At 60.6% G+C, this 19666-nt stretch carries 18 protein-coding genes; 4 read left to right on the forward strand and 14 right to left on the reverse strand.

Annotation, left to right across the window (positions count from 1 at the left end; all coding sequences use genetic code 11):
- Window positions 1-235: 235 nt before the first annotated feature.
- The 11 genes from U4Y90_RS13185 to U4Y90_RS13235 all read right to left on the reverse strand — a co-directional run bounded on the left by U4Y90_RS13185 (window position 236) and on the right by U4Y90_RS13235 (window position 11838).
- Window positions 236-1921 (reverse strand): CocE/NonD family hydrolase, encoded by a 1686-nt coding sequence (locus tag U4Y90_RS13185; RefSeq protein ID WP_321795010.1) that lies wholly within the window; start codon window positions 1919-1921, stop codon window positions 236-238.
- Window positions 1918-2853, reverse strand: coding sequence for an MBL fold metallo-hydrolase (locus tag U4Y90_RS13190; protein WP_321795011.1), 936 nt, complete (start codon window positions 2851-2853; stop codon window positions 1918-1920). The genes U4Y90_RS13185 and U4Y90_RS13190 overlap by 4 nt, the downstream gene beginning before the upstream one ends.
- Entirely contained in the window at window positions 2850-3791 is a 942-nt protein-coding gene (locus U4Y90_RS13195) for an alpha/beta hydrolase (protein ID WP_321795012.1), read from the reverse strand. The genes U4Y90_RS13190 and U4Y90_RS13195 overlap by 4 nt, the downstream gene beginning before the upstream one ends.
- A 3-nt stretch (window positions 3792-3794) precedes the next feature.
- Window positions 3795-4913, reverse strand: a complete 1119-nt coding sequence (locus U4Y90_RS13200; protein WP_321795013.1) for an FAD-dependent oxidoreductase — start codon at window positions 4911-4913, stop codon at window positions 3795-3797.
- 26 nt (window positions 4914-4939) lie between these two features.
- On the reverse strand, window positions 4940-5917 hold the full coding sequence (locus tag U4Y90_RS13205; RefSeq protein WP_321795014.1) for a phosphotriesterase: 978 nt from the start codon (window positions 5915-5917) through the stop codon (window positions 4940-4942).
- Entirely contained in the window at window positions 5914-6978 is a 1065-nt protein-coding gene (locus tag U4Y90_RS13210; protein ID WP_321795015.1) for a phosphotriesterase, read from the reverse strand. Before U4Y90_RS13210 ends, U4Y90_RS13205 begins: the two co-directional genes overlap by 4 nt.
- Window positions 6979-7211: 233 nt before the next feature.
- A complete protein-coding gene (locus U4Y90_RS13215) occupies window positions 7212-8357 on the reverse strand; it encodes an NAD(P)/FAD-dependent oxidoreductase (RefSeq protein ID WP_321795016.1) in 1146 nt (381 codons plus the stop codon).
- The gene (locus U4Y90_RS13220) at window positions 8357-8563 is read right to left on the reverse strand and encodes a ferredoxin (RefSeq protein ID WP_321795017.1); all 207 of its coding nucleotides are present in this window, start codon (window positions 8561-8563) and stop codon (window positions 8357-8359) included. Before U4Y90_RS13220 ends, U4Y90_RS13215 begins: the two co-directional genes overlap by 1 nt.
- A complete protein-coding gene (locus U4Y90_RS13225; RefSeq protein ID WP_321795018.1) occupies window positions 8560-9735 on the reverse strand; it encodes a cytochrome P450 in 1176 nt (391 codons plus the stop codon). Before U4Y90_RS13225 ends, U4Y90_RS13220 begins: the two co-directional genes overlap by 4 nt.
- Window positions 9736-9831: 96 nt before the next feature.
- Complete coding sequence (locus U4Y90_RS13230) at window positions 9832-10455, reverse strand: TetR/AcrR family transcriptional regulator (RefSeq protein WP_321795019.1); 624 nt, start codon at window positions 10453-10455, stop codon at window positions 9832-9834.
- Between the two features lie 240 nt (window positions 10456-10695).
- Window positions 10696-11838 (reverse strand): branched-chain amino acid ABC transporter substrate-binding protein, encoded by a 1143-nt coding sequence (locus U4Y90_RS13235; RefSeq protein WP_321795239.1) that lies wholly within the window; start codon window positions 11836-11838, stop codon window positions 10696-10698.
- A 211-nt stretch (window positions 11839-12049) separates the two neighbouring features.
- On the opposite strand from U4Y90_RS13235, the gene U4Y90_RS13240 reads away from it, so the two are divergent.
- The gene (locus U4Y90_RS13240; protein ID WP_321795020.1) at window positions 12050-12973 is read left to right on the forward strand and encodes a LysR family transcriptional regulator; all 924 of its coding nucleotides are present in this window, start codon (window positions 12050-12052) and stop codon (window positions 12971-12973) included.
- A gap of 30 nt (window positions 12974-13003) precedes the next feature.
- Here the strand turns inward: U4Y90_RS13240 and U4Y90_RS13245 are convergent, their stop codons facing one another.
- Together U4Y90_RS13245 and speB are read right to left on the reverse strand one after the other, a co-directional pair.
- Complete coding sequence (locus U4Y90_RS13245) at window positions 13004-14266, reverse strand: MFS transporter (RefSeq protein ID WP_321795241.1); 1263 nt, start codon at window positions 14264-14266, stop codon at window positions 13004-13006.
- A 206-nt stretch (window positions 14267-14472) separates the two neighbouring features.
- Entirely contained in the window at window positions 14473-15450 is a 978-nt protein-coding gene (speB, locus tag U4Y90_RS13250) for an agmatinase (RefSeq protein WP_321795021.1), read from the reverse strand.
- 551 nt (window positions 15451-16001) lie between these two features.
- Between speB and U4Y90_RS13255 the strand changes: the two genes are divergently transcribed.
- Together U4Y90_RS13255 and U4Y90_RS13260 are read left to right on the forward strand one after the other, a co-directional pair.
- A complete protein-coding gene (locus U4Y90_RS13255) occupies window positions 16002-16418 on the forward strand; it encodes a CopG family transcriptional regulator (RefSeq protein ID WP_321795022.1) in 417 nt (138 codons plus the stop codon).
- A 34-nt stretch (window positions 16419-16452) separates the two neighbouring features.
- Complete coding sequence (locus U4Y90_RS13260; protein ID WP_321795023.1) at window positions 16453-17556, forward strand: PHB depolymerase family esterase; 1104 nt, start codon at window positions 16453-16455, stop codon at window positions 17554-17556.
- Window positions 17557-17580: 24 nt separating this feature from the next.
- Here U4Y90_RS13260 and U4Y90_RS13265 read toward each other — a convergent pair whose 3' ends face one another.
- On the reverse strand, window positions 17581-17985 hold the full coding sequence (locus tag U4Y90_RS13265; protein WP_321795024.1) for a hypothetical protein: 405 nt from the start codon (window positions 17983-17985) through the stop codon (window positions 17581-17583).
- A gap of 394 nt (window positions 17986-18379) precedes the next feature.
- Here U4Y90_RS13265 and U4Y90_RS13270 point away from each other — a divergent pair, with 394 nt between their 5' ends.
- Window positions 18380-18664, forward strand: a complete 285-nt coding sequence (locus tag U4Y90_RS13270; protein WP_321795025.1) for a hypothetical protein — start codon at window positions 18380-18382, stop codon at window positions 18662-18664.
- Window positions 18665-19666: the final 1002 nt, after the last annotated feature.

A 19666-nucleotide genomic window follows, 5' to 3' on the forward strand; every position in this document is an offset into this window, starting at 1 on the left:
AGACCCCTTTCCCATTTCGTCTCCATAATATAGGTGTACTACTTAGTTGTTATAAATCCATGCCTTGAAACATCTTCCTCTAACGCTCAAATCAAAAATATCGCGACGTAGCGTGGGACGCCTTCGTTATGCGTTGGGCCGTACATCGCGATGCCGTTTCAGGTTCGTCCTCTTCGAAACTCAGGCGGGCGCTAATCGATTCCGGCCCATTCGGCTGTCGTCAGCAAACCTTCGTTCATGTTCGGGCTGACGAAAACGGCAGCACGAGCCGCGACAGATGCGTGGCATCCCGATAGATCGTGTGTGTCACCGCCCGTCCAACGGGCAGATGAAATGCGTCGGGCGGCAACAGGGAATTGTGCTCATCCACCAGCGGCTCGTTGCACATGAGCTCGATTACCAGCTTATGGCCAGCCTTGAATTCATTCGCGAAGGGATAGAGCCGCACGACGTATTCATTGATCTCGCCGGGATCGACAGGCACACTGCGCGTGTGCGGGTGATATGGATTGCCTTCGCTGGATCGTTCGTCGAGTTCGCGATGCGATGCCTTGAGGAAGCCTGTCGTGACGAGCTGGCGCTTGCCGGTCGGCGCCTCGTCCCACACACGCAGGATCAGATTCGTATCGTCCTGGTCAATGGAAACGTAGAGATGCGCAGCGCTCACGCCATGGATCGACGTTGCGGCCTGGAACGGCTCCGTGGACCACGTCAGCTTCTCGACTCTGTCCACGATGGTCAGCGGCGCCTGATAAAAGCCTTCCGGATGCGCATGCTCCACGTCCAGGGGCTCCGGCTCGAACGCCAGCTTGCCACGGGTACGCAAGTACAGCGGCTTGTAGTCGACCGGCGTGACGGGCCAATGATCGGCCGTCATCCATGTGCGGCTGCCTTCGACATGCACCTTCACCGCCGGCTCGTCCATGATCCCGTTGTCGATGCCCTTCAACCAGTAGTCGTACCAGCGGAACATGGTGTCGTGATCATCGACCCAAGGGCGCGTCTGCATCGGCGGATAGGGCCCGATCTCCAGCTTCTTCGGGCCTTTCAGCACATCGAAGAGCTCGATCGTTCCGTCTACGGTCCAGCCGCGGCCCTGATTGATCTGCAGGTACACGGGGATATCGATGTTTCTGGCCAGATTGATCGGGTTCTGCGCTTCGTACCACTCGCCATCGAGATGATTCATGACGATGTCGAACCAGGACTCGTGGTGAATCGGATAGTTCAGCAGATGCACCAGGTTGGGCCAGGCCGCCACGTCGGGGTCGGCGAGTCGCTCGGCCACGCGCCGCTTGATTTCCTCTTTGGAGAAGGTCTCCAGCATGCGAGACTTGTGACGATGCGTGAAGGCCCAACCCGAGTCGCCACCACGCCCTTCTCGTGCAGCACGCGGCATGAACCACATGACACCGCCGTGATAGGTCGTCTCATAGAAATCAAAATGCCCCCCGCTGACGAAGATCGCCTTGAGATGCGGCGGGCGCTCGGCCGCAGCGAAGATCTGCATGGACCCGAAGTACGAAATGCCGATCATCCCGACCACACCGTTGCACCACGGTTGCGCGGCGACCCACTCGATGAAATCGTAAGCGTCCTGTCCCAGCGGAACGCCGCCGGCGTTGTAGTTGCCGATGTGCTCCCCCTCAGAACCGCCGGAGCCACGTACGTCGCCGATCACGTGAACGTAGCCTTCCTTCACCACGCGAGCGATGTCACCTGCCTCGATGCATCCGTCCCACAACGGTGAGGGACGTCGCTGCGGAGGAATGGTGAGCGCCAGCGCCTGTAATTCCTTGCCATAGGGGCTCAGCGCGACCAGTGCCGGGCGCGGCATATCGCCTTCGGCATGATAGGCGTCTGCAACGAGGTGAATGCCGTCGCGCATCGGCACACGCAGGTCTTTGTGTACAACCATCATGAGCGATAGCCCTTATTAAAGTATCCGTGCATCGTGGTAAAGAATGGCGAGGGTTCCAAGGTTGGATCGCCGTCGTAGCGCAAGTGATGCGCGATACAGCAAAAGGGCGAACAGACATCCATGGCAACGGCTGTGCCGTCGAGGCCGAATTGCTCGGTGGCGGCAAGCACCCTCGCCTCAACGTCGAGGCTTTCCTGGATCTTGGCTGCTGCCTGTTCGCGGTCCAGCACCACGCCCAGTGATTCGACACCCTGGCTGCGATAAGGATGACCGAGAAACAGGCGGTTCGGTTGGACGTGGTCGCGAAGGTGCTGCAGGCTGGCACGATACGCATCTGGATCGGCGTAGCTCGGAAATCCGTTGGCTGCACCGTGGATCTGCACGGCATCGCCGACGAAGACATCGCGCTGCCCTTCCACCACATACGCCACCGAACCTGCCGTGTGGCCGGGCACGGAGTGCACCGTAATCGTCACATCCGGCCCAAGCGATAGCTGGTCGCCATGGCGGACCACCTGGTGCGGTTCCATTTCACCGGAGATGGCGGCCTCACAGGCCGCCGTTATCCTGGCCTCCCCTTTCGGGTCGTCGATATAGCGGCCACGCGCTGCCAGATATTCCTCGACATGGGTGCGGCGTGAACGCAGGAACGGCGCATCGGCCTCGTGGATGACGACTTTGGCTTTCCGGCCTGTCAGCTCCCAAAGCGCATGCGCCCCACCGATGTGATCGATATGGCCGTGTGTAAGAAGAATCCAGCGCACATCTTCGATGCGCCGCCCCAGTTGCTTGAGCGCCGGCGCAATGCCAGCCGCTGGCGATGAGGCGATGCCGGTGTCGACAATCGCCGGCTCGCTTCCGTCGATGAAAAAGCTGTAGAGGCCGAACCGCCCCCACTGCGAAAACAGTGGCTGGATATCGACGGAGGTCATCGCTTTGCCTTCCTGATGAAGTCGGCGGTCTCGGCGAACACGCCCTGGAACTCGGGCAGCCAGGAGAAGTGCTGGACAAATCCATGCGCCGCCGATTCGTAGCGGCGGATCGTGGCAGGAACGCCTGCCTGCTCCAGCTTCTGGCCATACAACTCGCCTTCGTCACGAAGTGGATCGCATTCCGCCGTGACGATGAGTGTCGGCGGCAGCCCGGAAAGATCCTGTCTCTTGATGGGCGACACGAGCGGGTCAGCGGGGTTCGCACCGCTATCGATGTAGAACGCGTTGAATGGCTTCAGCATTGCCGTTTCCAGACCATTGCCGACGGCGTTGCTTGTCATCGACGCATAACGCTCGAGATCGAAGTCGAGATCGAGCGACGGGTAATAGAGCACCTGATGCGTGATGCATTTGAGGCCCGCGTCGACGGCCATCGCGGTGACCGCGGCCGCGAAGTTGGCGCCTGAACTGTCGCCGGCCACGACCAGGGTGCGGCCGTCCCAGCCGATGCCCCCGCTGGGACCGCGACCATGCTGTTCTATCCACTGAACCACGGCATAGCAGTCGTTCAGGCCCGCTGGAAAGGCATGCTCGGGAGCAAGCCGATAGCCGACCGAAACGACGACAGACTGCGTGGCACCGGCCAGTGCGCGCGCAATATGATCGTGGGTATTGAGGCTGCCGAGAAAGAACGCGCCGCCGTGGAAGTAAACCAGCACCGGATGGACGCCCGCGGCCGTCGGCTTGTAGACGCGTACTGGAATCTCACCGGCAGACGTCGACAGGTTCTGGTCGAACACGGAATGCGCGGGAAGCCGCTTCTCCAGCGGAGGAACGTGGCTCTCGTCCGCCGCTCGCATGGCCTCCGGATTGAGCGGCCCGGGTGACGGAAGCGGCAAGGAAGCAATGAACTCAGCGACTTTAGGATGCAGTGCCATGATTTAGCTCCTCGCGGCGATCTCGCCCTGATGCTGGTTGGGAAAGACACTCTGGACTTCGTCTTCGCTCCAGCCCTGGCGCGACAGGCGTTGCAGTTCATCGGTTACCGGCTTGCGGCTCGCCTGGAATTGCGCCAGTGCTTCGGGAATCGAATCGGCGTCGCGGAGTTTCTCGGCAAGCGCACCGGCATCCAGAACGGCCGAGTTCGCACCCTGCCCCTGGTGGTGCAACATCGCGTGAGACGCATCGCCGATCAGCACCACCGCGCTGGAATGCCAGAGGGGAACCGGGTCGATGTCATATACGGCTCGCAGGTTCACCTTGCTCATGTCGAGCCCCTCTGCGATCGCCATCAATTGCGGATCGAAGCCCGCCACGACGTTCATCAGCTGGGCCTTGCTGGCGATAGGCGCTGGCGTGGAGTCGGTCGCAAGACAGGTGACATCGAACGACACCTCGTTGCGATGGTGGAGCGGCAACAGGTAGATCTTGGTGCCGTGCCCGACGTACATGCGAAGGTTGCCGTCGGCCACCAGACCGAACGTGTCCGCCGCCGGGATCACTGCGCGATAGGCGTGTTCGCCGGCAAATATGGGGGGCTTGTCGCTGAACAAATGCTTGCGCACTTGCGAGCGAATGCCGTCGGCACCGACGATCAGATCGGCGTTCACCGTCACGCCGTTCTCGAAGATCGCCGTCGCACCGTCGCCGTTGTCGGTGATTCGGCTGAGACGGTGGTCCAGCTTCACCATGCCTGCGGGAAGCGTGCCCAGCAACGTCTCGATGAAGTCTCCACGGTGCACGAAATGCGTACTCGCACCAAACGCTTGTTTTTCCGGCCACTCCTCCATGGCGATTCGCTGACCGCGGGCGGTCAGAATCTCAAAGCAGTCGCTCGGCGAGGTCACGGCGGCGATACGGTCGAAGATGCCGAACTTGCGGAACTGGTCCATCGTGGAGGGACGTAGTCCGATCCCGGCGCCGACCTCTTTGATCTCTTGCGCCTGTTCGTACACGGTGACCGCAGCGCCCAACTGGCTGAGCGCCAGCGCTGCGGTCGCACCGGCGTACCCGGCGCCGATAACGGCGATATTCAAATCCTTTAAAGTGCCCGATGTCATGATGCGTCTCTTTGATCTGGTTCTTTTCACTGATTGGAGATCGGCGTCAAAGTCAGAAACTCGGCCGTGTTATGAACGAACAACTGGTCGATGACCGAGTCCTCGATACCTTCGGCGTGCAGATCCGGTATGAGCTGCTCGAACAGATAATTCACCGTGTGGCCTTTCACTCCAGGCCAACCCAGCGGTGAGCAGTTCGCATCCGCCGATGCAAGAACTTGCTCGACCAGGCCACTGTTGAGGAATCTCAGGAAGTGCTGGAGACGCTCCTGACGGTGGCGGCCCCAAAATGGCGGGTCGGGCAATTCGAGGTCATAGCCGAAAGTATCGAAGCCGATCCGCGCGCCCGCATCCAGAAGCGCTTTCTCGTTGATCAAGCCCTGACTCACGCCATCATCGGCATGTCCGAACAGCACCCTGTGGCAGGGCAATCCCTCTTCGGCAAAGATACTCAGTGCCGGCGAGGAGTCGACCGCGAGATGAGTGAAGATCGGCGCGCCGGTGATCCTGGAGGCACGTGCCGCTGCACGATAGATGCGCAGGTCGAGCTCTTTCATCTTGAAGCCGCGGCTGACCCCGACCTTGATGATCCCCGCCTTCGCACCGGTGTCGCCGATACCGACGCTGATCTCATGGACGAACTGAGCCGTCAGATACTCGACGCTCGCCCGCTCGAAGAACGGCAATGCCGTGTCGCCCCCGACGAAGCCCGTGCTGGCGACGATGTGCACGCCTGTCTTGTCGGACAGGGATTTGTAGTAGTCGATGTCACGACCGTTGCAGATACCGGTGGCTTCCACGAAGGTTGCGGCACCCCACGGCTTCGTGTTCTCGTGAAACTGGCGCAGTTTCGGCACCGTCTCTTCATAGCGCTGCTCCGGCGTCTTCCACCACTTGCTGTCGAGTTCGCAACCCGGCATGCCGTAGCCGATGTGCTCATGAATCGCGACAAACCCGAGCTCCGAAGCCGAAATCGTCCCCAATACCGTATTCACACGTGTCATTTGACTTCCCCATTTACGCTCAGCAGTTGCGCGGTGTTCGTGATCAGCATCTGTGCGATGTGCTCCTCGGACACTCCCGCCGCCTGCAGCATGGGCACGAACTTCGTCAGCACGTCGCTGTAGGGAAGGTCGTTGCCCTGTTCGCCGAATGCGGTCCCCGTGGCGCTTGACGACAGAAGAATTCGATCGGCATAGCCTGCGTCGATGAGCTCGGCGATCAATGCCGCCCGGTCGGAATCGCTGACGAAGCGCGCGTCGCTCGATCCAATGTGGTCGATGCCCACTCGGGCACCCGCGCGGGCCACGGCCACGGGCCAGCCATTTACAACGGCGTCACGGCGATCCATTCCGCCCATGACAATGCGTTCCGGCGCGAGGGCTTCGTCGATGGCCAGTTGCATGTCGGCCAAGGCGTCGGAGCCGCAACGGACCAATACGGGCACCCCGTAGCTTTCCCCGGCACGGGCTGCCCCGCGCACCAGGCTGCTATCGGTCGGCGTCATGCCGCTGTGGGAGACCGCCGTGACGACCATTCCGGCCGGAGCACGGCGTTCCCGGCGAGGAACCACCATGCCTTCGTTCACCTCTCGTCCGAACAGCTCGGCGAACTTGCTGGCCGGCCAGGGCGTGGGGGGATTGGTCTGCGGCGTAAGAAAATATCCGCCCAGCATGGACTCCGGGCCCTGCCCGGTGGACGCGACGATATGAACACCGGTGGCACGGGATAGCGCTTCGTACAGGCGCAGATCACGCCCCTGGAACATGCCCGTTGCATCGACGATCGTGCCCCCGCCTGCCGACTTGAACGCTCTCAGTTTGGCGGCTATCACCTCGAACACATCGGCGCGATCGATCCTGATGTCGTACGCGTACTGGGCTCCGGGCAGCACGTACATCAGCGATTCGCTGAAGAGCGTGACGCCAAGCCGCCGGGCATCGACCGGGCCGAGCACCGTGTTGACAAGGGTTGCATTGACGCCTTCGTCTTTGGGAGGATCAAGGATGAGGGACGTAAAAGGCGGCAAGGGTTCGAGAGCACCCTGACTGTGTTTAACGCACATGTGCGCCTCCCATAAGCGATGGGGCGCGATGCACGCTATCGGCAGTAGAAACGGTCATCTCACTCAAAACAATCTCTCCGATCTGATAAAAACAATGTTCTTTGTTATGCCAGTACGTGGGCCAAAAGCGGGAACCTATCGGTCGAATGTCGACCTGCATATGTTTCGCATACCTATGTAATACCGCGTCGTTTTATTGAGCTTTTTGTGGATTTATCGCCAACGCTTGCCGGCTACACGCTGCAGGCAGTCACGCGGCGCAGCTTCGGGATCGGAACGCGGTAGTCGAGCGCAACGGCAGTCACCGTGCCATCTGATTGCCGCCAGCGAAGCAGCCCCTTCTCACCGGTGCCTTCCACGATTTCCGCCCTACCCACAACCGGTGTTGGCCCGATGGCCTTTAGCGATATACCAAAAGCCTCTGTCCAAAAGTACTGCTGGAACGCGAGTTCGGGAGCATTCAGCCTGAGGAGCGCCGCAGCGGCCACTTTCGCTTGATCGATGGCGCTCGTCCACAGCGGAACACGTGCGACGCGTCCCGCGTGCGGGAATGCGGCGACATCGCCTACGGCCGCAATGTTCGGGCGAACCAAGCCGCGCCGGTCCACCACGAGCGCGCCGCCAGTGAGTAACCCGGTGGTGGCGAGCCACTCGACATTGGGGGCGTCGCCGATAGCAGAGACAATCACCTGCGCTTTGATTACCGTGCCGTCGCCAAGCGCGACCACGGATCCACCGTCGCGCATCACAAGTTCCGCGGAGTCAGTCGTGACAATCTTGAGGCCTTGCGCAAGAGCAGCATCGTGGAAGCGCGCCGCGACCAATGCACCCAGATGGGCAGCGAGAGGCACGCCTTTGGCGACGAGCGTCGTTGCACATCCCGCCCCGATCGCGCCGGATGCGATCTCCATGCCGAGCGGACCACCGCCCACCACTACGACCGAAGGCCTTGACGCGAGTCGTGCCCGCAGCGCCAACGCATCGGCGAGCGTACGAACGGTGTATTCGTCGCTACGACTACCAGGAGCTAGACGTCTGGCTCGTGTGCCCGTCGAGATAATGAGCGCGTCGTAGGGCACTTCATCGCCGTCCGCGAGCCGCACGCGCTGCCGATCGACATCGAGGCCAACGGCAGCGATGCCGCGCCGTTCGACTGCCTCGTGCGTCGCCTCCGGCAACAAGTGCGAGGTCAGATCATCCTCGTCGCGCAGCATGGCCTTGGACAAGGCAGGACGGCTGTACGGCGCAACCGGTTCGTCACCGATTACCGTGATTCGGCCATCGAATCCTTCGGCGCGAAGCGTGTCGCAAGCGGTCAAACCCGCGATGCCACTGCCCACCACTACGATCTCGCGTAGAGAATTTCGAAGGACGCTCATTAAGTCGCCTCGTCATCGACGAGCCTGAGCGCGGCTACCGGGCAGACGCGCGCCGCAGCCTGAGCGGTGGCCAAGGCAGCATCGCTGATCTCGTTCACATCGATGGCGGCATAGCCTTCGTCGTCGATGTGAAGAAGCTGTGTGGCCACCTCTTCGCACAGACCGTGCCCTTCGCAACGAGGGCGATCAAGAATCAGTTTGATCATGCGGCCTCCAACTTCAGGACGGGAACGATGTCGAACGACACCGTGACATTGCTCGGCACGCGAGCGACATCGCCGATGCTGAACGACTTGATTTGAGTCGCAAGCGCCTCGATGATTGCGGCACCCTCCATACGCGCAAGGCCTTGACCGGCGCAGCCATGCGGGCCATAGCCGAAGGAGAGGTGGTCTATCGGGTTGCGCGTCACGTCGAAGACTTCAGGGTCCTTGTAATGGCGCGGGTCATGGTTGCCTGCTCCCAGAATGATCGCAATGCGCGAGCCGCCTGGGATCCTCACATTCCTCACCTCCATGTCTTGCGTCGCAACGCGACTCCACACATGGACTGGCGAGTAGTAACGCAGCACCTCGTTGAACGCCGAGGGAACGAGCGAGAGATCGTCACGAACCTTGGCAAACTCTTCGGGAAAGCGCCCGAAGAGAGCGACGGTGTTGCCGATCGCGGCAAGGGTTGTGTCAAGGCCAGCGCCGAGATATTGGTGAATGATGTGGCGCGCGGCGCCTTCAGGAACTATCCCTTTTCTCTCCGCCTCGAAGACACCCCAGCCGACGGAGCCGGGGGTGAGCGCGTCCTGAGTGATCTGCGCGCAGTGGCCGTAAAGTTCACCCGCAATCGGAAAATTCTCTGCAGTGCGCCGATTCATCGGCCCGATAACTTCCATCGCGGCCTGCCCCCAGCGGAGCATGTTCGCCCTCACCTCACCCTGAAAGCCAACGAGGTCGGCGACAACCCCGATCGGAAAGCGCCGGGCGATGTCGTCGATTGCGTCGAAGGACTGTTGCTCAACCAGGCGGGCCACAAGTGCCTGCGCATCGGCCTTGATCTGCTCGCCGAGACCACGTAGTGCCCGTGGCGTGAGGTTCTCGGAAAGGGCAGCACGCAGCTGGGTGTGCTCCGGCGGATCGGAAGCGAGCGAGGTTCCCTGCAAAGCCCGGTTCACGCCGTCGTTGAAGCCGATGCCCTGAGCGGAAGAAAACCGCGTCGGATCGGCCAGCGCGTCCTTGATGACGTCGTAGCCAGTCAGGGCGTAGAGTTTCGAATGCGTGAGATAGACGACTTCGCCGAGTTCGCGCAATGCCCGATAAGCCGGGTAGGGATCGACGAGCACATCGTCGGCCCAAAGGTCGATGCCGGATTGGGGGACGCTAGTCACAGGCCATGCTCCACGTCGTTGATCATGGCCTGCATTATCAATTTGGCTTTACACCGTGTAAAGCCAAAGGATACCTTGATAGGGTAATCCCTTAAATCAAGGTGCGCCTAGCAATTTCCACCACAATTCGGTCAGCACCTCGAGCGCCGGTTCGGTGGTCAAATCCAGATCGCCGCGCATCCATGAGAGCGCGGTTTGGTCGAGCGCAACGAAGGCCAGTTCACCGCGGAAATGCCGCGTTTTCGGCTCATAGCGGTCAGCTGCATCAAGACCTTCGCGAATGTCTGCCACCACCTCTTCAATCCAACCGCGAAGCAGCGAACGCATTTCAGCATCGACAGCGGAAGCCTCGGTCGCCGCCAGCACATAAGGTTTGATCAACGGCCAGCGCGCAGCCTGGTCGCGCAGCCAGCCATCCAGTTTTTCGCGCGAGCCTTCACGCACCACCGCCACTAGCAAACTGGCCGTGGAGTTGCGACCGGGTTCCTCACGCCGCTCAAGGATGCCGTTGAGATCGTGAATCAACGCACGCATCAATTCGCGACGCGACTCGAAGTGAGAGTAGAAGGTGACGCGCGTGGTGTTGGCAGCCGCGGCAATGTCATCGACTGTAGTGACCACGTAACCGCGCGAAACAAACAATTCGAGCGCCGTTGAAAGGATGCGCTGCCGAGTCGCTTCCTTCTGAATTTCTCTTTGGTTTTTGGGTTGCTTTGTCATGGCGGCAACGATAACGCCGATCCTCGTTGTTCGACAACCCTCTCTGACCGCTCACACGAAAATCTCGGATGCGTAATCAAGCGCCTGAGCAATACCTCAATACCTGAGGGCTGGCGTAAGCCTTCGACGCCGGTACCGATATACAGGCGCCTCTGCGCTACTACGGCCGTTCGCCGATAGCCAGCCGCCGGTTGCAGACAAGATCGGTGCGTCACCACGAAGCGCTTCGGCGACAGCGAATCAGGGTTGTGCTCCCGTCAAAGGCGTCGGTTCGCCGTTCCGATAGTTATAGATTGTAATTGGCGAGTCTGTCAGATCGCGGTTGTTGTCGAACTGGTAGTGCCCCGAGACCCCGCGTGAATCAATGGAAGCGAGAGCCGCGCGATATTTGGAAGGTTCAATCGAGTTGACTTTCTGCATGGCCTGAGCGACGAGATTGACGCCGTCGTACAGCGCGGCGCTGTACGTCAAGGGTTCGGCATTGAAACGACGCTTGTAGTCCGCCTTGAACTGGCGGCCCTCTCGCGTTCGATCGAGCACCGGACCACCTTGCGGACAATACACGCGACTATCGACCGCATCGCCGCCGAGCTTCGCCAGCTCTGCATTACACATGGCGTCGCCGCCGAGCAGGTAGCCATTCATCGCGAGGCGCTTCATCTGTTTGCGAAGCGAGGCGGCCTGCGCATAGTAGCCACCGTAGAAAATGGCTTCCGCGTTGGCGCCCTTGACGTGCGTCAGAATCGAAACGAAGTCGGTGGCCTTGTCGGTCGTATATTCGCGATCGACGATTTCGAGGCCATTTGCTTTGGCCGCGTTAATGAACTCGTCGGCAAGGCCCTGTCCGTAGGCGGTGCGGTCGTCGATCACGGCGATGCGCTTGAGCTTCAATTGATTCGCGGCGAACATGCCCATGGCCGCGCCGAGTTGCGTATCGCTCGCGGAGATGCGAAACACGAAGGGATAGCCGTGCTGCGTGATCGATGGATTCGACGCGACGGTCGCCATCACGATGCCCGATCCATTCACCAGGCTCGAAATGGGGATCGCCACGCCCGAATTGAATGGCCCGAAGATGACCTTCACATCGGCGTCGACGAGGCTTTGCGCCACCGTCATGCCGGTGCGCGGGTCGGCGGCGTCGTCCTGCGAGATCAGTTCGAAGCGCGTCTTCTGTCCACCAATCACGACGCCCTCGGCATTCAGGCGCTCGATGGCCATTCTGACGCCGTTTTCGTCGTCCTTGCCGGTCGCCGCCTGCGGACCGGTGAGCGGCCCGGTCAAGCCGATACGGACCACCTGCTCACCGGCAATGGCGCCAAAGCACGCCATGCTCAATGCGGCCGCGATCGTCCATTTCGCACCTGCAAAACGCTGAGTCATGTTCCTCTCCTCTCGTCGTGACGCGCCATTTCGTGCGATCACCGTTATGGCGAGCCCACTCCGTTCTGACGCGCAAAATAGCCTTCTTGGGCCTGCTCGCCGAAACATCGGCGGCAAGGTGACCCAAGTCTCCGTAGCCAAATTCCCCAATAAAATGCACCATTGCTGAAACACATTTCGGTATTTGCCGAAGTAATCGCGAGGCCCCAACATGCAAGTTCAGGACACGGATCTGAAGCTGCTGCGCATCTTCGAAACCATCGTGCGGTGCGGTGGCTTCGCGGCCGCGCAACCGATTCTCAATGTCGGCGCGTCGAGCATCAGCGAATCCATGTCCCAGCTCGAGACCCGGCTTGGATTGCGCCTGTGCGAACGCGGCCGCGCCGGCTTCAGGCTCACCGATGAGGGCGCGGAACTGCACGCGGCCGCGCAACGTCTGCTCGGCGCCGTCGATACCTTTCATATGGAAGCGGGCGCGCTGCGCAACCAGCTCTCCGGCGTATTGCGCTTCGGCATGATCGAAGCCACGCTGACCGACAAGGATTCCCCGCTACCCATGGCGATCCGCGAGTTCGGCCAAATGGCGCCCGCCGTGCGCCTGCATGTGCAGATCGAGACGCCCGGCAGCATGGAGCAACACGTCCTCGACGGTCGGCTGCATCTTGCCGTCGGACCGTTTCCCGCGCAGATCCCGGGTCTCGACTACTCGCCGCTCTATCGCGAGGAACAGGGTCTGTATTGCGCGTCGACTCATCCGCTTCATGAACGGGCGCACGGCCGCGTCCCCGTTTCGTTGCTCAGCAAAGAACGGCTTGCCGCGCGTGCCTATCTCGGCAGCCATGAGCTAAGGCTGCTGCGCATTCCGCAGGCGGCGGCCATTGTCGACAACGTTGAAGGGCGCGCCATGCTGATCTTGTCGGGCAATTACATCGGCTTTCTGCCGCCGCATTACGCGCAGCCCTGGGTCCACAGTGGCCTATTGACCCGCATCGATGCCGCGCACTACGTGACGCACCTCGACTTTCACATCATCACGCGTAAGGGCGGCGAGCCGGCGCGCGTCGTGCGCGCCTTCTGCGACCGGCTGCGCGCCGCCGCAAACACGATCGGCAGCGCCGCGCCCCGCGGTGAATAGCCTTGGGCGGCGCTGTCGATCGATCAGGCTTTAGTTTTCCGGCAACGGCTCGCCGGCCGTCTCACGGCTCGCCAGCATCGCGATCAAGGCGACACCTGCCGCACCGACCAGATACCACGCGGGCGCGAGCTTGTTGCCGGTCACGTGGATCAGCCATGTCGCCACGAACGGCGCCGTGCCGCCGAACAGCGCATTGGCCGCGTTGAAGCACAGCGCAAAGCCGCTGAAGCGCACGCGCGTGGGAAACAGCTCGGTAAGGAACACCGGAAGCGTGCTGTCGTTCATGGTGAGAAGCGCGCCGAGTGCAATCTGGATCAGTACTACCTGCACGAAGCTGCCGGAAGCAAGCCCGCCGAACAGCGGCACGGTCAGGACGATGAACAGCAGCGAAGCGGCGATCAGCATCGGCTTGCGTCCAAACCTGTCGGACAGGCGGCCCATCACGAAGATCAGCGCGACGTAGGTCACGAGCGAAATGGTCGCAGCAACGAAGGACAGCGTCTCGCTCACGCCCAATTCGGTCGAAATGTAGGTCGGCATATAGCTGAGTACGAGGTAAAAGCCCACGGCGTTGAGACACGTCACGCCGAATGCAATCACCATCGCGCGCCGATGCGATTTCAGCAGCACCGAGACCGGCGCCGGAGCGACGTGGCGGTGCTCGCTCAACTCCCTGAACTTCGGCGTGTCCTCCAATTTCACGCGGATGTATCGCCCGATCAACCCGAAAGGCGCGGCCAGCAGAAAGGGCAGACGCCAGCCGAAGCTGTGCAGCTGGTCCGTGCTCAACACGGCATGAAGCACCGCGACGAACACCGAGCCGAACAGCAAGCCCGCTGCCTCACTTGCCGGCACGACGCTCGTATAGAAGCCGCGACGCCGCGCCGGCGCATACTCTGCGAGAAATGCCGACGCGCCCGCATATTCGCCCGACGCGGAAAATCCCTGCACGAGCCGAGTGGCCAACAGCAGGATTGGCGCCCAGATGCCGACTTGCGCATAGGTGGGCAGGAATGCAATGACGAACGTCGATGCCGACATGATCAGGATCGACAGCGACAAGGTGTTTCGACGCCCTACCTTGTCGCCGAAGTGTCCCCAGATCACGCCGCCGATCGGCCGCACGATGAACGACAACGCGAACACGGCATAGGCGGCCATGAGCCCGGTGGCCGAGTCCGATTGCGGGAAAAATACCGTGGCAATGATGGTGGCGAGAAAACCATACGACGCATAGTCGAACCACTCGACAAAGGTGCCGATGAAGCTGGCCGTCGCCGCCTTGCGCAACATTGGCCCGGCGTCCGTGCCCGAGCTCGCGGCCGCGCGTGAGCCGCCGCTCAGGCTTTCCCGCCGCTCTCGTGCCGATGTCAGATTACCGCTCGTCATACATGTCTCCATTAGTTGAGTGAGATGCCGGCGCGACCGAGTGCTTCTGATGAGACTGTCTGCGACGCGCGAGCGAGCAACCGGGCCGTGGCGATGCTGCCCGGGCGGCGTTAGCGTGTCGCGTGCCGTTTGACTTTGCGCTGGTGCATGACGCGACCGATTGTGTTCATCAGCAGTTGCGCCGCCAGAATCGAGGTGCAGGCGGAATGGTCGTAGTCCGGCGCAACCTCCACCAGATCGATGCCGATCACATCGCCCTGTTCGGCGAGGCCGGCAAACAGTTCGAGTCCTTCGTAGTACAGCAGGCCGCCGTGGCTCGGCGTGCCCGTGCCCGGCGCAATCGAAGGATCGAAGCCGTCGATATCTATCGTCAGGTAATACCGTACGCCCTTCGGAATCCGGTCCAGCACGCCCTGAACGCCGAGGCGACGCAGATCGCGCACCGAGATGATGTCCGAGCCCATTTCGCGCGCTTGCGCATAACCTTCACGCGCAGTGGACGAAACGTTGCGAATACCGATCTGCGTCATGCCGGACACGACGCTCTTTTCGGCCGCGCGCCGCAGCGGATTGCCGTGGCCATGACGCACGCCATGCCGCTCGTCGACGAAATCGAGGTGAGCGTCGATATGCACGATATGGAAAGGCGCCTGACCTTCAAACGCGTTGATGCAGGGAATGTTGATTGAATGGTCGCCGCCCATCACCACCGGCAATGCCCCCGCCGCGAGGATCTTGCGCACACCAAACTCGATGTTCGCGTGACTCTTCTCCGTGTCGGTGTGCACCATGTCCGCATCGCCGATGTCGACGATGCGCACTTCGCCGCTGGGCAGATAAACGACGTCGTCCTCGAAATCGTAGGCGCCGCCGTGCCCGAACGAGAAAAGTGTCGATGCATCGCGGATCGAACGCGGACCGAACCTTGCGCCCGCCCGCCACTGCGTACCGCAATCGAACGGCGCGCCCATCACGGCGACGTCGGCGTCGATCTTGTCCCAATCGAGACACAGCGGGGACTTCGCAAAGGTGCAGATTCCAACAAACGGCAAATTGAGCCGCCCTGTTTCGTAACTGTTGTCCGACATGATTGCCTCCGTCCTGTGAATGACTGAACTGGGTTTGGCGCCGGGGCACCGCCCGCATCGCGTTATCAGGGCGACCTGCGCGACGGGCCCGAACGGCGTATCCGCAACGGAGTCTAGGCAAACAAATTCAACGGAAAAATGCGAGAAACGAGAAATACACTTCAGGAAAGTGCGAAGTATCTGGCAGGAGCGCGAAGGCGGCCATGCGCGCCGCTCCACCGACGAAGCACGCGAGAGATCGTCCATCAATCATCAGCTACCTCTGTCTCGCCGCAGCAATGACGAGCGTCGGCAGCACGGTCCTTGCGAGCCGTCTTGCTGCCGACGGACTACCGCTCGACGTCGCTGCAACCCGGAGAAGAGCAAGTCGGGTTGAACGGCTCATCAGCCGACCTGTGCCCGGATTCGGGTCGTTGGCTCCCCATTGACCCGCTATCGGCGCCTGCCATCTTCGAAAAGCCGCATGAAGCCCGATTGCATCAATCAGCGTTGACGCCCTCTTGAAATCAGCCTATAACCATCCATATGGATGGTAAGGGAGGGTTCCACAGATGGCAAAAGAAGTGCCAGACCGCTCACGCGGCAGCGAGACCGAAAAAATCACAATCAATCTCGGTCCAATCGACCTGGGCCAGATCGATCTCCTCGTCGAAGAGGGCTTTTACTCGAACCGCACGGATCTGATCCGCACGGCCATTCGCAATCAGCTGTCGGTTCATGCTCCGACCGTCAAAGACACAGTGACGCGCCGTGAACTCGTTCTGGGTCTTCAGCATTTTTCGAAACAAGATCTCGAGGCCGCATGCGCCGCAAATCAGCGTCTAAGAATTCAAGTGCTGGGACTGGCGAGCATTGCGGCAGACGTCTCACCCGAACTCGCGCTGGCAGCGATCGACTCGATTCTGGTTCGAGGCGCGCTCCATGCATCGCCGGCGGTCAAGACCGCGTTGGCGGATCGAATCCGCTAAGGCTTCCGACACGTTTCCCGCTCACGGAAAAAACATGAAACTCAACGAAGGATTTCTGGACTCGATGAAAGAGGCATTCGCACTCTTTCGCAGCAACGATCCCGCTGCAGCCGCGGAGATCGTCAAGCGCGCCATGCGCGGCGAACGGACGGACGCTGCAGTTGCACAAGCAGACCCGCATGACGACACAACCACGACGCGCCTCGCCGACCTCCTGCAACCCCGGCGTAATGTCCATACGAGGCAAACCGAAGGGGACGTGCAGGATTGCGGGCACTTCAGCCTGCGACGCTACGCCGACGCCGCTGGTCAGCGTGACTACAAGGTCTACGTTCCCGGTCAATACCGCAGTGACCCTCTGCCGTTGATCGTCATGCTGCACGGCTGCACCCAGGATGCCGACGATTTCGCAGCCGGCACGCGAATGAACGCGCTTGCCGAAACGCACGGCTTTATCGTCGCTTATCCGACCCAGCCGCAGGGCGCGAATCAATCGAAATGCTGGAACTGGTTCAGGCCTGCCGATCAGCAGCGTGACCGAGGCGAGCCATCGCTGATCGCGGGAATCACGCGAGAGGTCATGGCAAATTACAACGTCGATCCGAAGCGCGTCTTCGTTGCCGGTCTTTCGGCCGGTGGTGCGATGGCGGCGATCGTGGCGCAAACTTATCCCGATCTTTACGCAGCAGCGGGTATTCATTCGGGTCTGCCCGTCGGATGTGCGCACGATCTGCCATCCGCGCTGGCGGCCATGCGCGGTGGCAAGGCCAAATCCAAAGCGCGAAACCCTGTGCGAGCGGACATTCACCACGCGCAGGCGCCTCAATGCCCGCTGATCGTTTTTCACGGCGATGCCGATGCGACCGTGCATCCTGCCAATGCCAACGAATTGATACGCGAGTTTTCGGCGAGTGAAACGAGCCCCGCTCGCGCGTCGAGCGGTGATAGCCGGGCGAGAAAGCATACGGTCCGACACATGACGTCACGAGCCGGAGTGGATGCCGAACTCTGGATCATCCACGGCGCACCCCACGCATGGGCCGGCGGCTCTTCAAGCGGAAGCTATACCGATCCATCCGGCCCCGACGCCAGTGCCGAGATGGTGCGATTTTTTCTCGAGCATCCGCGTCGTCCCTGAGCGCTCCGCACGCGGCGCTGCTGCTCAGTCCCGCGTCGGCCCCTCGCACGGAACATTGCTGCATCGGCGCGCCGTCCTTCCTCCGGTCCATCTAAGCGCTATTTCAGATGCGCAGAATTGTGCGTTTGGCAATGTATTGTTTTTCGAGCACGGGAAAATACCTGGACTTAGGCGCATATATTTTGAGGCTTCCAGCAGTACTTCAGATGACTCCCCGCCCAAAAGTAGGTATGTGAGAAACAGATTTTCGTGACGGCTGCACTCGCCTTGCTCGTCTATTTTCTCGTTGCTTCCTTCGCCCAAATTGAAACAGCGCGCGGGAAGCATCGTCATGTACGCATAGATCGTTCGCTGATACAGGAGCTCGTCGCGCAGAGTCTCGGCTTCCTTGACGTCGAGCCGGTTGCCGTTGTTGATCTGCTTCATCATTGGCGAGCGGGGCGCGTCGCTTTGCACCCAGGTCGCGGGCGCGATACACAACACGCTCGCGAGCAAACATGTGTCTGCAATTCGCCCTATAGCCGGCGTTCATGGAAGTTTCGTCGAACGCCACAGCGCAGCCTCTTCCCCGTTAGCGTGTCGAGCGGCTCGTACGCGGACATCTTTGCATGAAATCATCGGCATAGCGCGCGAGCAGATCTCCAAAGGTGGGCGTGAGCATCGACATCGCGCGCTCGATCCTCCGAGTGGTCTCACAACAGTGGTTCGACCTGAGCATCCCTCATCCAAACGTCTGCGCCGCTCGTATATCAGTGAGACTCGACGCCGCAATCGCCCTCCGTTCGCTTATTTCGTCGTGTCGTTGACTACCGGGAGAACAGAAATGAAAGTTTTCGCTTGCGCGATCCGTATGGCTTGCTTCGTGATCTTCGGGATCGGAGCGCTTGGTGCGACACCTGCTCGTGCCGGTGGCAACGGAAACGGAGGCAACGGCAGTGGAGGCGCACATGGCGCGGCCACGTCTGGGATGACTTATCACAGTGAGCCGATATCGAGTCCCTGGAACCGTCCCTTTGGTGAGGTATCGAAATCCTTAAGCCAGACCGAAGCTGAAAGGACCGCGGCCGCGCGCGGTGAAGCGAATCAGCCATCGAAGGTGGTCGAATGATCACGCGTGGTATGAATTGCTCGACGCAATAGCTCCTCTTCCGCGAGCTTTGCAACGCGAGCTCCAAAATCTGCGGTCGAAACCCTTCTCGGAACCGGGCCTGCCGATGCTTTCGAGGCTCGTTTTGCTCAACGCTCGCAATCTGGTAGCGGGCGTTGAGATCAAACACGGCGCACCTCAAACTTCACAAAATCATTCTTCCTCATTCCGCGGACATGGGCAGGCCGAGCCCTAACGTGGCCCCGATCAAGATCAGCCCCTGGATAGTTGGCCTGCGACACAATAAAGAAACCGGACCGGTCGACTTTACAGGTCGTTTCCATGGGCACATAAAAAGCGCCACGTAAGTATGGTTCCAAGTGAAAAAATCCGTTTCAACCTGAATCCAGTCCGCTTCTACGTGCGTACGCTGGAACGCGACGGAAATGAATCAAAGCACTAGATCGATACGCCGGGTTTCGCGAAAGGCGGACAATCGGCATCGCGCGTGCGTGGTGTCTAAGCTTTTTGTTTCGGAACGTCGAACTGGCATTCTTATCGACGCAAAGGAATAGACTGATGAATCGAATCTCTGGCCGCTTACTTATCATCGGTCTTTGCGCCGTTGCACTTTCGACCGCCGTTTCGCCGCTATTCCTTGAACACAGTGCACATCGACCGCCGGACCAGGCGTGGTCATCGCGCCAGCACGGTACCGTAACGCCTGACGCGTCTCCCACGGCGCCGCTGCCTGCGCCATCCGCAACGCCTGACGACGAGAAAAGGGCGCGTCAGCAAGCTCTCATTGATGAATTGACGAGGACCGGAAGAGCGGCATCCCAGCCATCAGAATCCGAGATCGATCTTAATTCCGCCTCGGATTCGCGTCGTCCGCAGGTGTACAAAACCGACTCTGCCCGATCAGCGCCGACAACACCGCCCGCGAAGAAGAAGAAACCGGCGGAACGCACGCGGAAACACAATGCAGAGTCATCGACAGTTGGCGAAACGAAGCCATCCGAG

Origin of the sequence: Caballeronia sp. J97 (genome assembly GCF_905220305.1) — a bacterium.
GTDB lineage: Bacteria > Pseudomonadota > Gammaproteobacteria > Burkholderiales > Burkholderiaceae > Caballeronia.

Coding starts and splice junctions, on each gene's coding strand:
- U4Y90_RS13185 (WP_321795010.1), bottom strand. CDS start 1,921: ATGATGGTTGTACACAAAGACCTGCGTGTGCCGATGCGCGACGGCATT.
- U4Y90_RS13190 (WP_321795011.1), bottom strand. CDS start 2,853: ATGACCTCCGTCGATATCCAGCCACTGTTTTCGCAGTGGGGGCGGTTC.
- U4Y90_RS13195 (WP_321795012.1), bottom strand. CDS start 3,791: ATGGCACTGCATCCTAAAGTCGCTGAGTTCATTGCTTCCTTGCCGCTT.
- U4Y90_RS13200 (WP_321795013.1), bottom strand. CDS start 4,913: ATGACATCGGGCACTTTAAAGGATTTGAATATCGCCGTTATCGGCGCC.
- U4Y90_RS13205 (WP_321795014.1), bottom strand. CDS start 5,917: ATGACACGTGTGAATACGGTATTGGGGACGATTTCGGCTTCGGAGCTC.
- U4Y90_RS13210 (WP_321795015.1), bottom strand. CDS start 6,978: ATGTGCGTTAAACACAGTCAGGGTGCTCTCGAACCCTTGCCGCCTTTT.
- U4Y90_RS13215 (WP_321795016.1), bottom strand. CDS start 8,357: ATGAGCGTCCTTCGAAATTCTCTACGCGAGATCGTAGTGGTGGGCAGT.
- U4Y90_RS13220 (WP_321795017.1), bottom strand. CDS start 8,563: ATGATCAAACTGATTCTTGATCGCCCTCGTTGCGAAGGGCACGGTCTG.
- U4Y90_RS13230 (WP_321795019.1), bottom strand. CDS start 10,455: ATGACAAAGCAACCCAAAAACCAAAGAGAAATTCAGAAGGAAGCGACT.
- U4Y90_RS13235 (WP_321795239.1), bottom strand. CDS start 11,838: ATGACTCAGCGTTTTGCAGGTGCGAAATGGACGATCGCGGCCGCATTG.
- U4Y90_RS13240 (WP_321795020.1), top strand. CDS start 12,050: ATGCAAGTTCAGGACACGGATCTGAAGCTGCTGCGCATCTTCGAAACC.
- U4Y90_RS13245 (WP_321795241.1), bottom strand. CDS start 14,266: ATGTTGCGCAAGGCGGCGACGGCCAGCTTCATCGGCACCTTTGTCGAG.
- speB (WP_321795021.1), bottom strand. CDS start 15,450: ATGTCGGACAACAGTTACGAAACAGGGCGGCTCAATTTGCCGTTTGTT.
- U4Y90_RS13255 (WP_321795022.1), top strand. CDS start 16,002: ATGGCAAAAGAAGTGCCAGACCGCTCACGCGGCAGCGAGACCGAAAAA.
- U4Y90_RS13260 (WP_321795023.1), top strand. CDS start 16,453: ATGAAACTCAACGAAGGATTTCTGGACTCGATGAAAGAGGCATTCGCA.
- U4Y90_RS13265 (WP_321795024.1), bottom strand. CDS start 17,985: ATGATGAAGCAGATCAACAACGGCAACCGGCTCGACGTCAAGGAAGCC.
- U4Y90_RS13270 (WP_321795025.1), top strand. CDS start 18,380: ATGAAAGTTTTCGCTTGCGCGATCCGTATGGCTTGCTTCGTGATCTTC.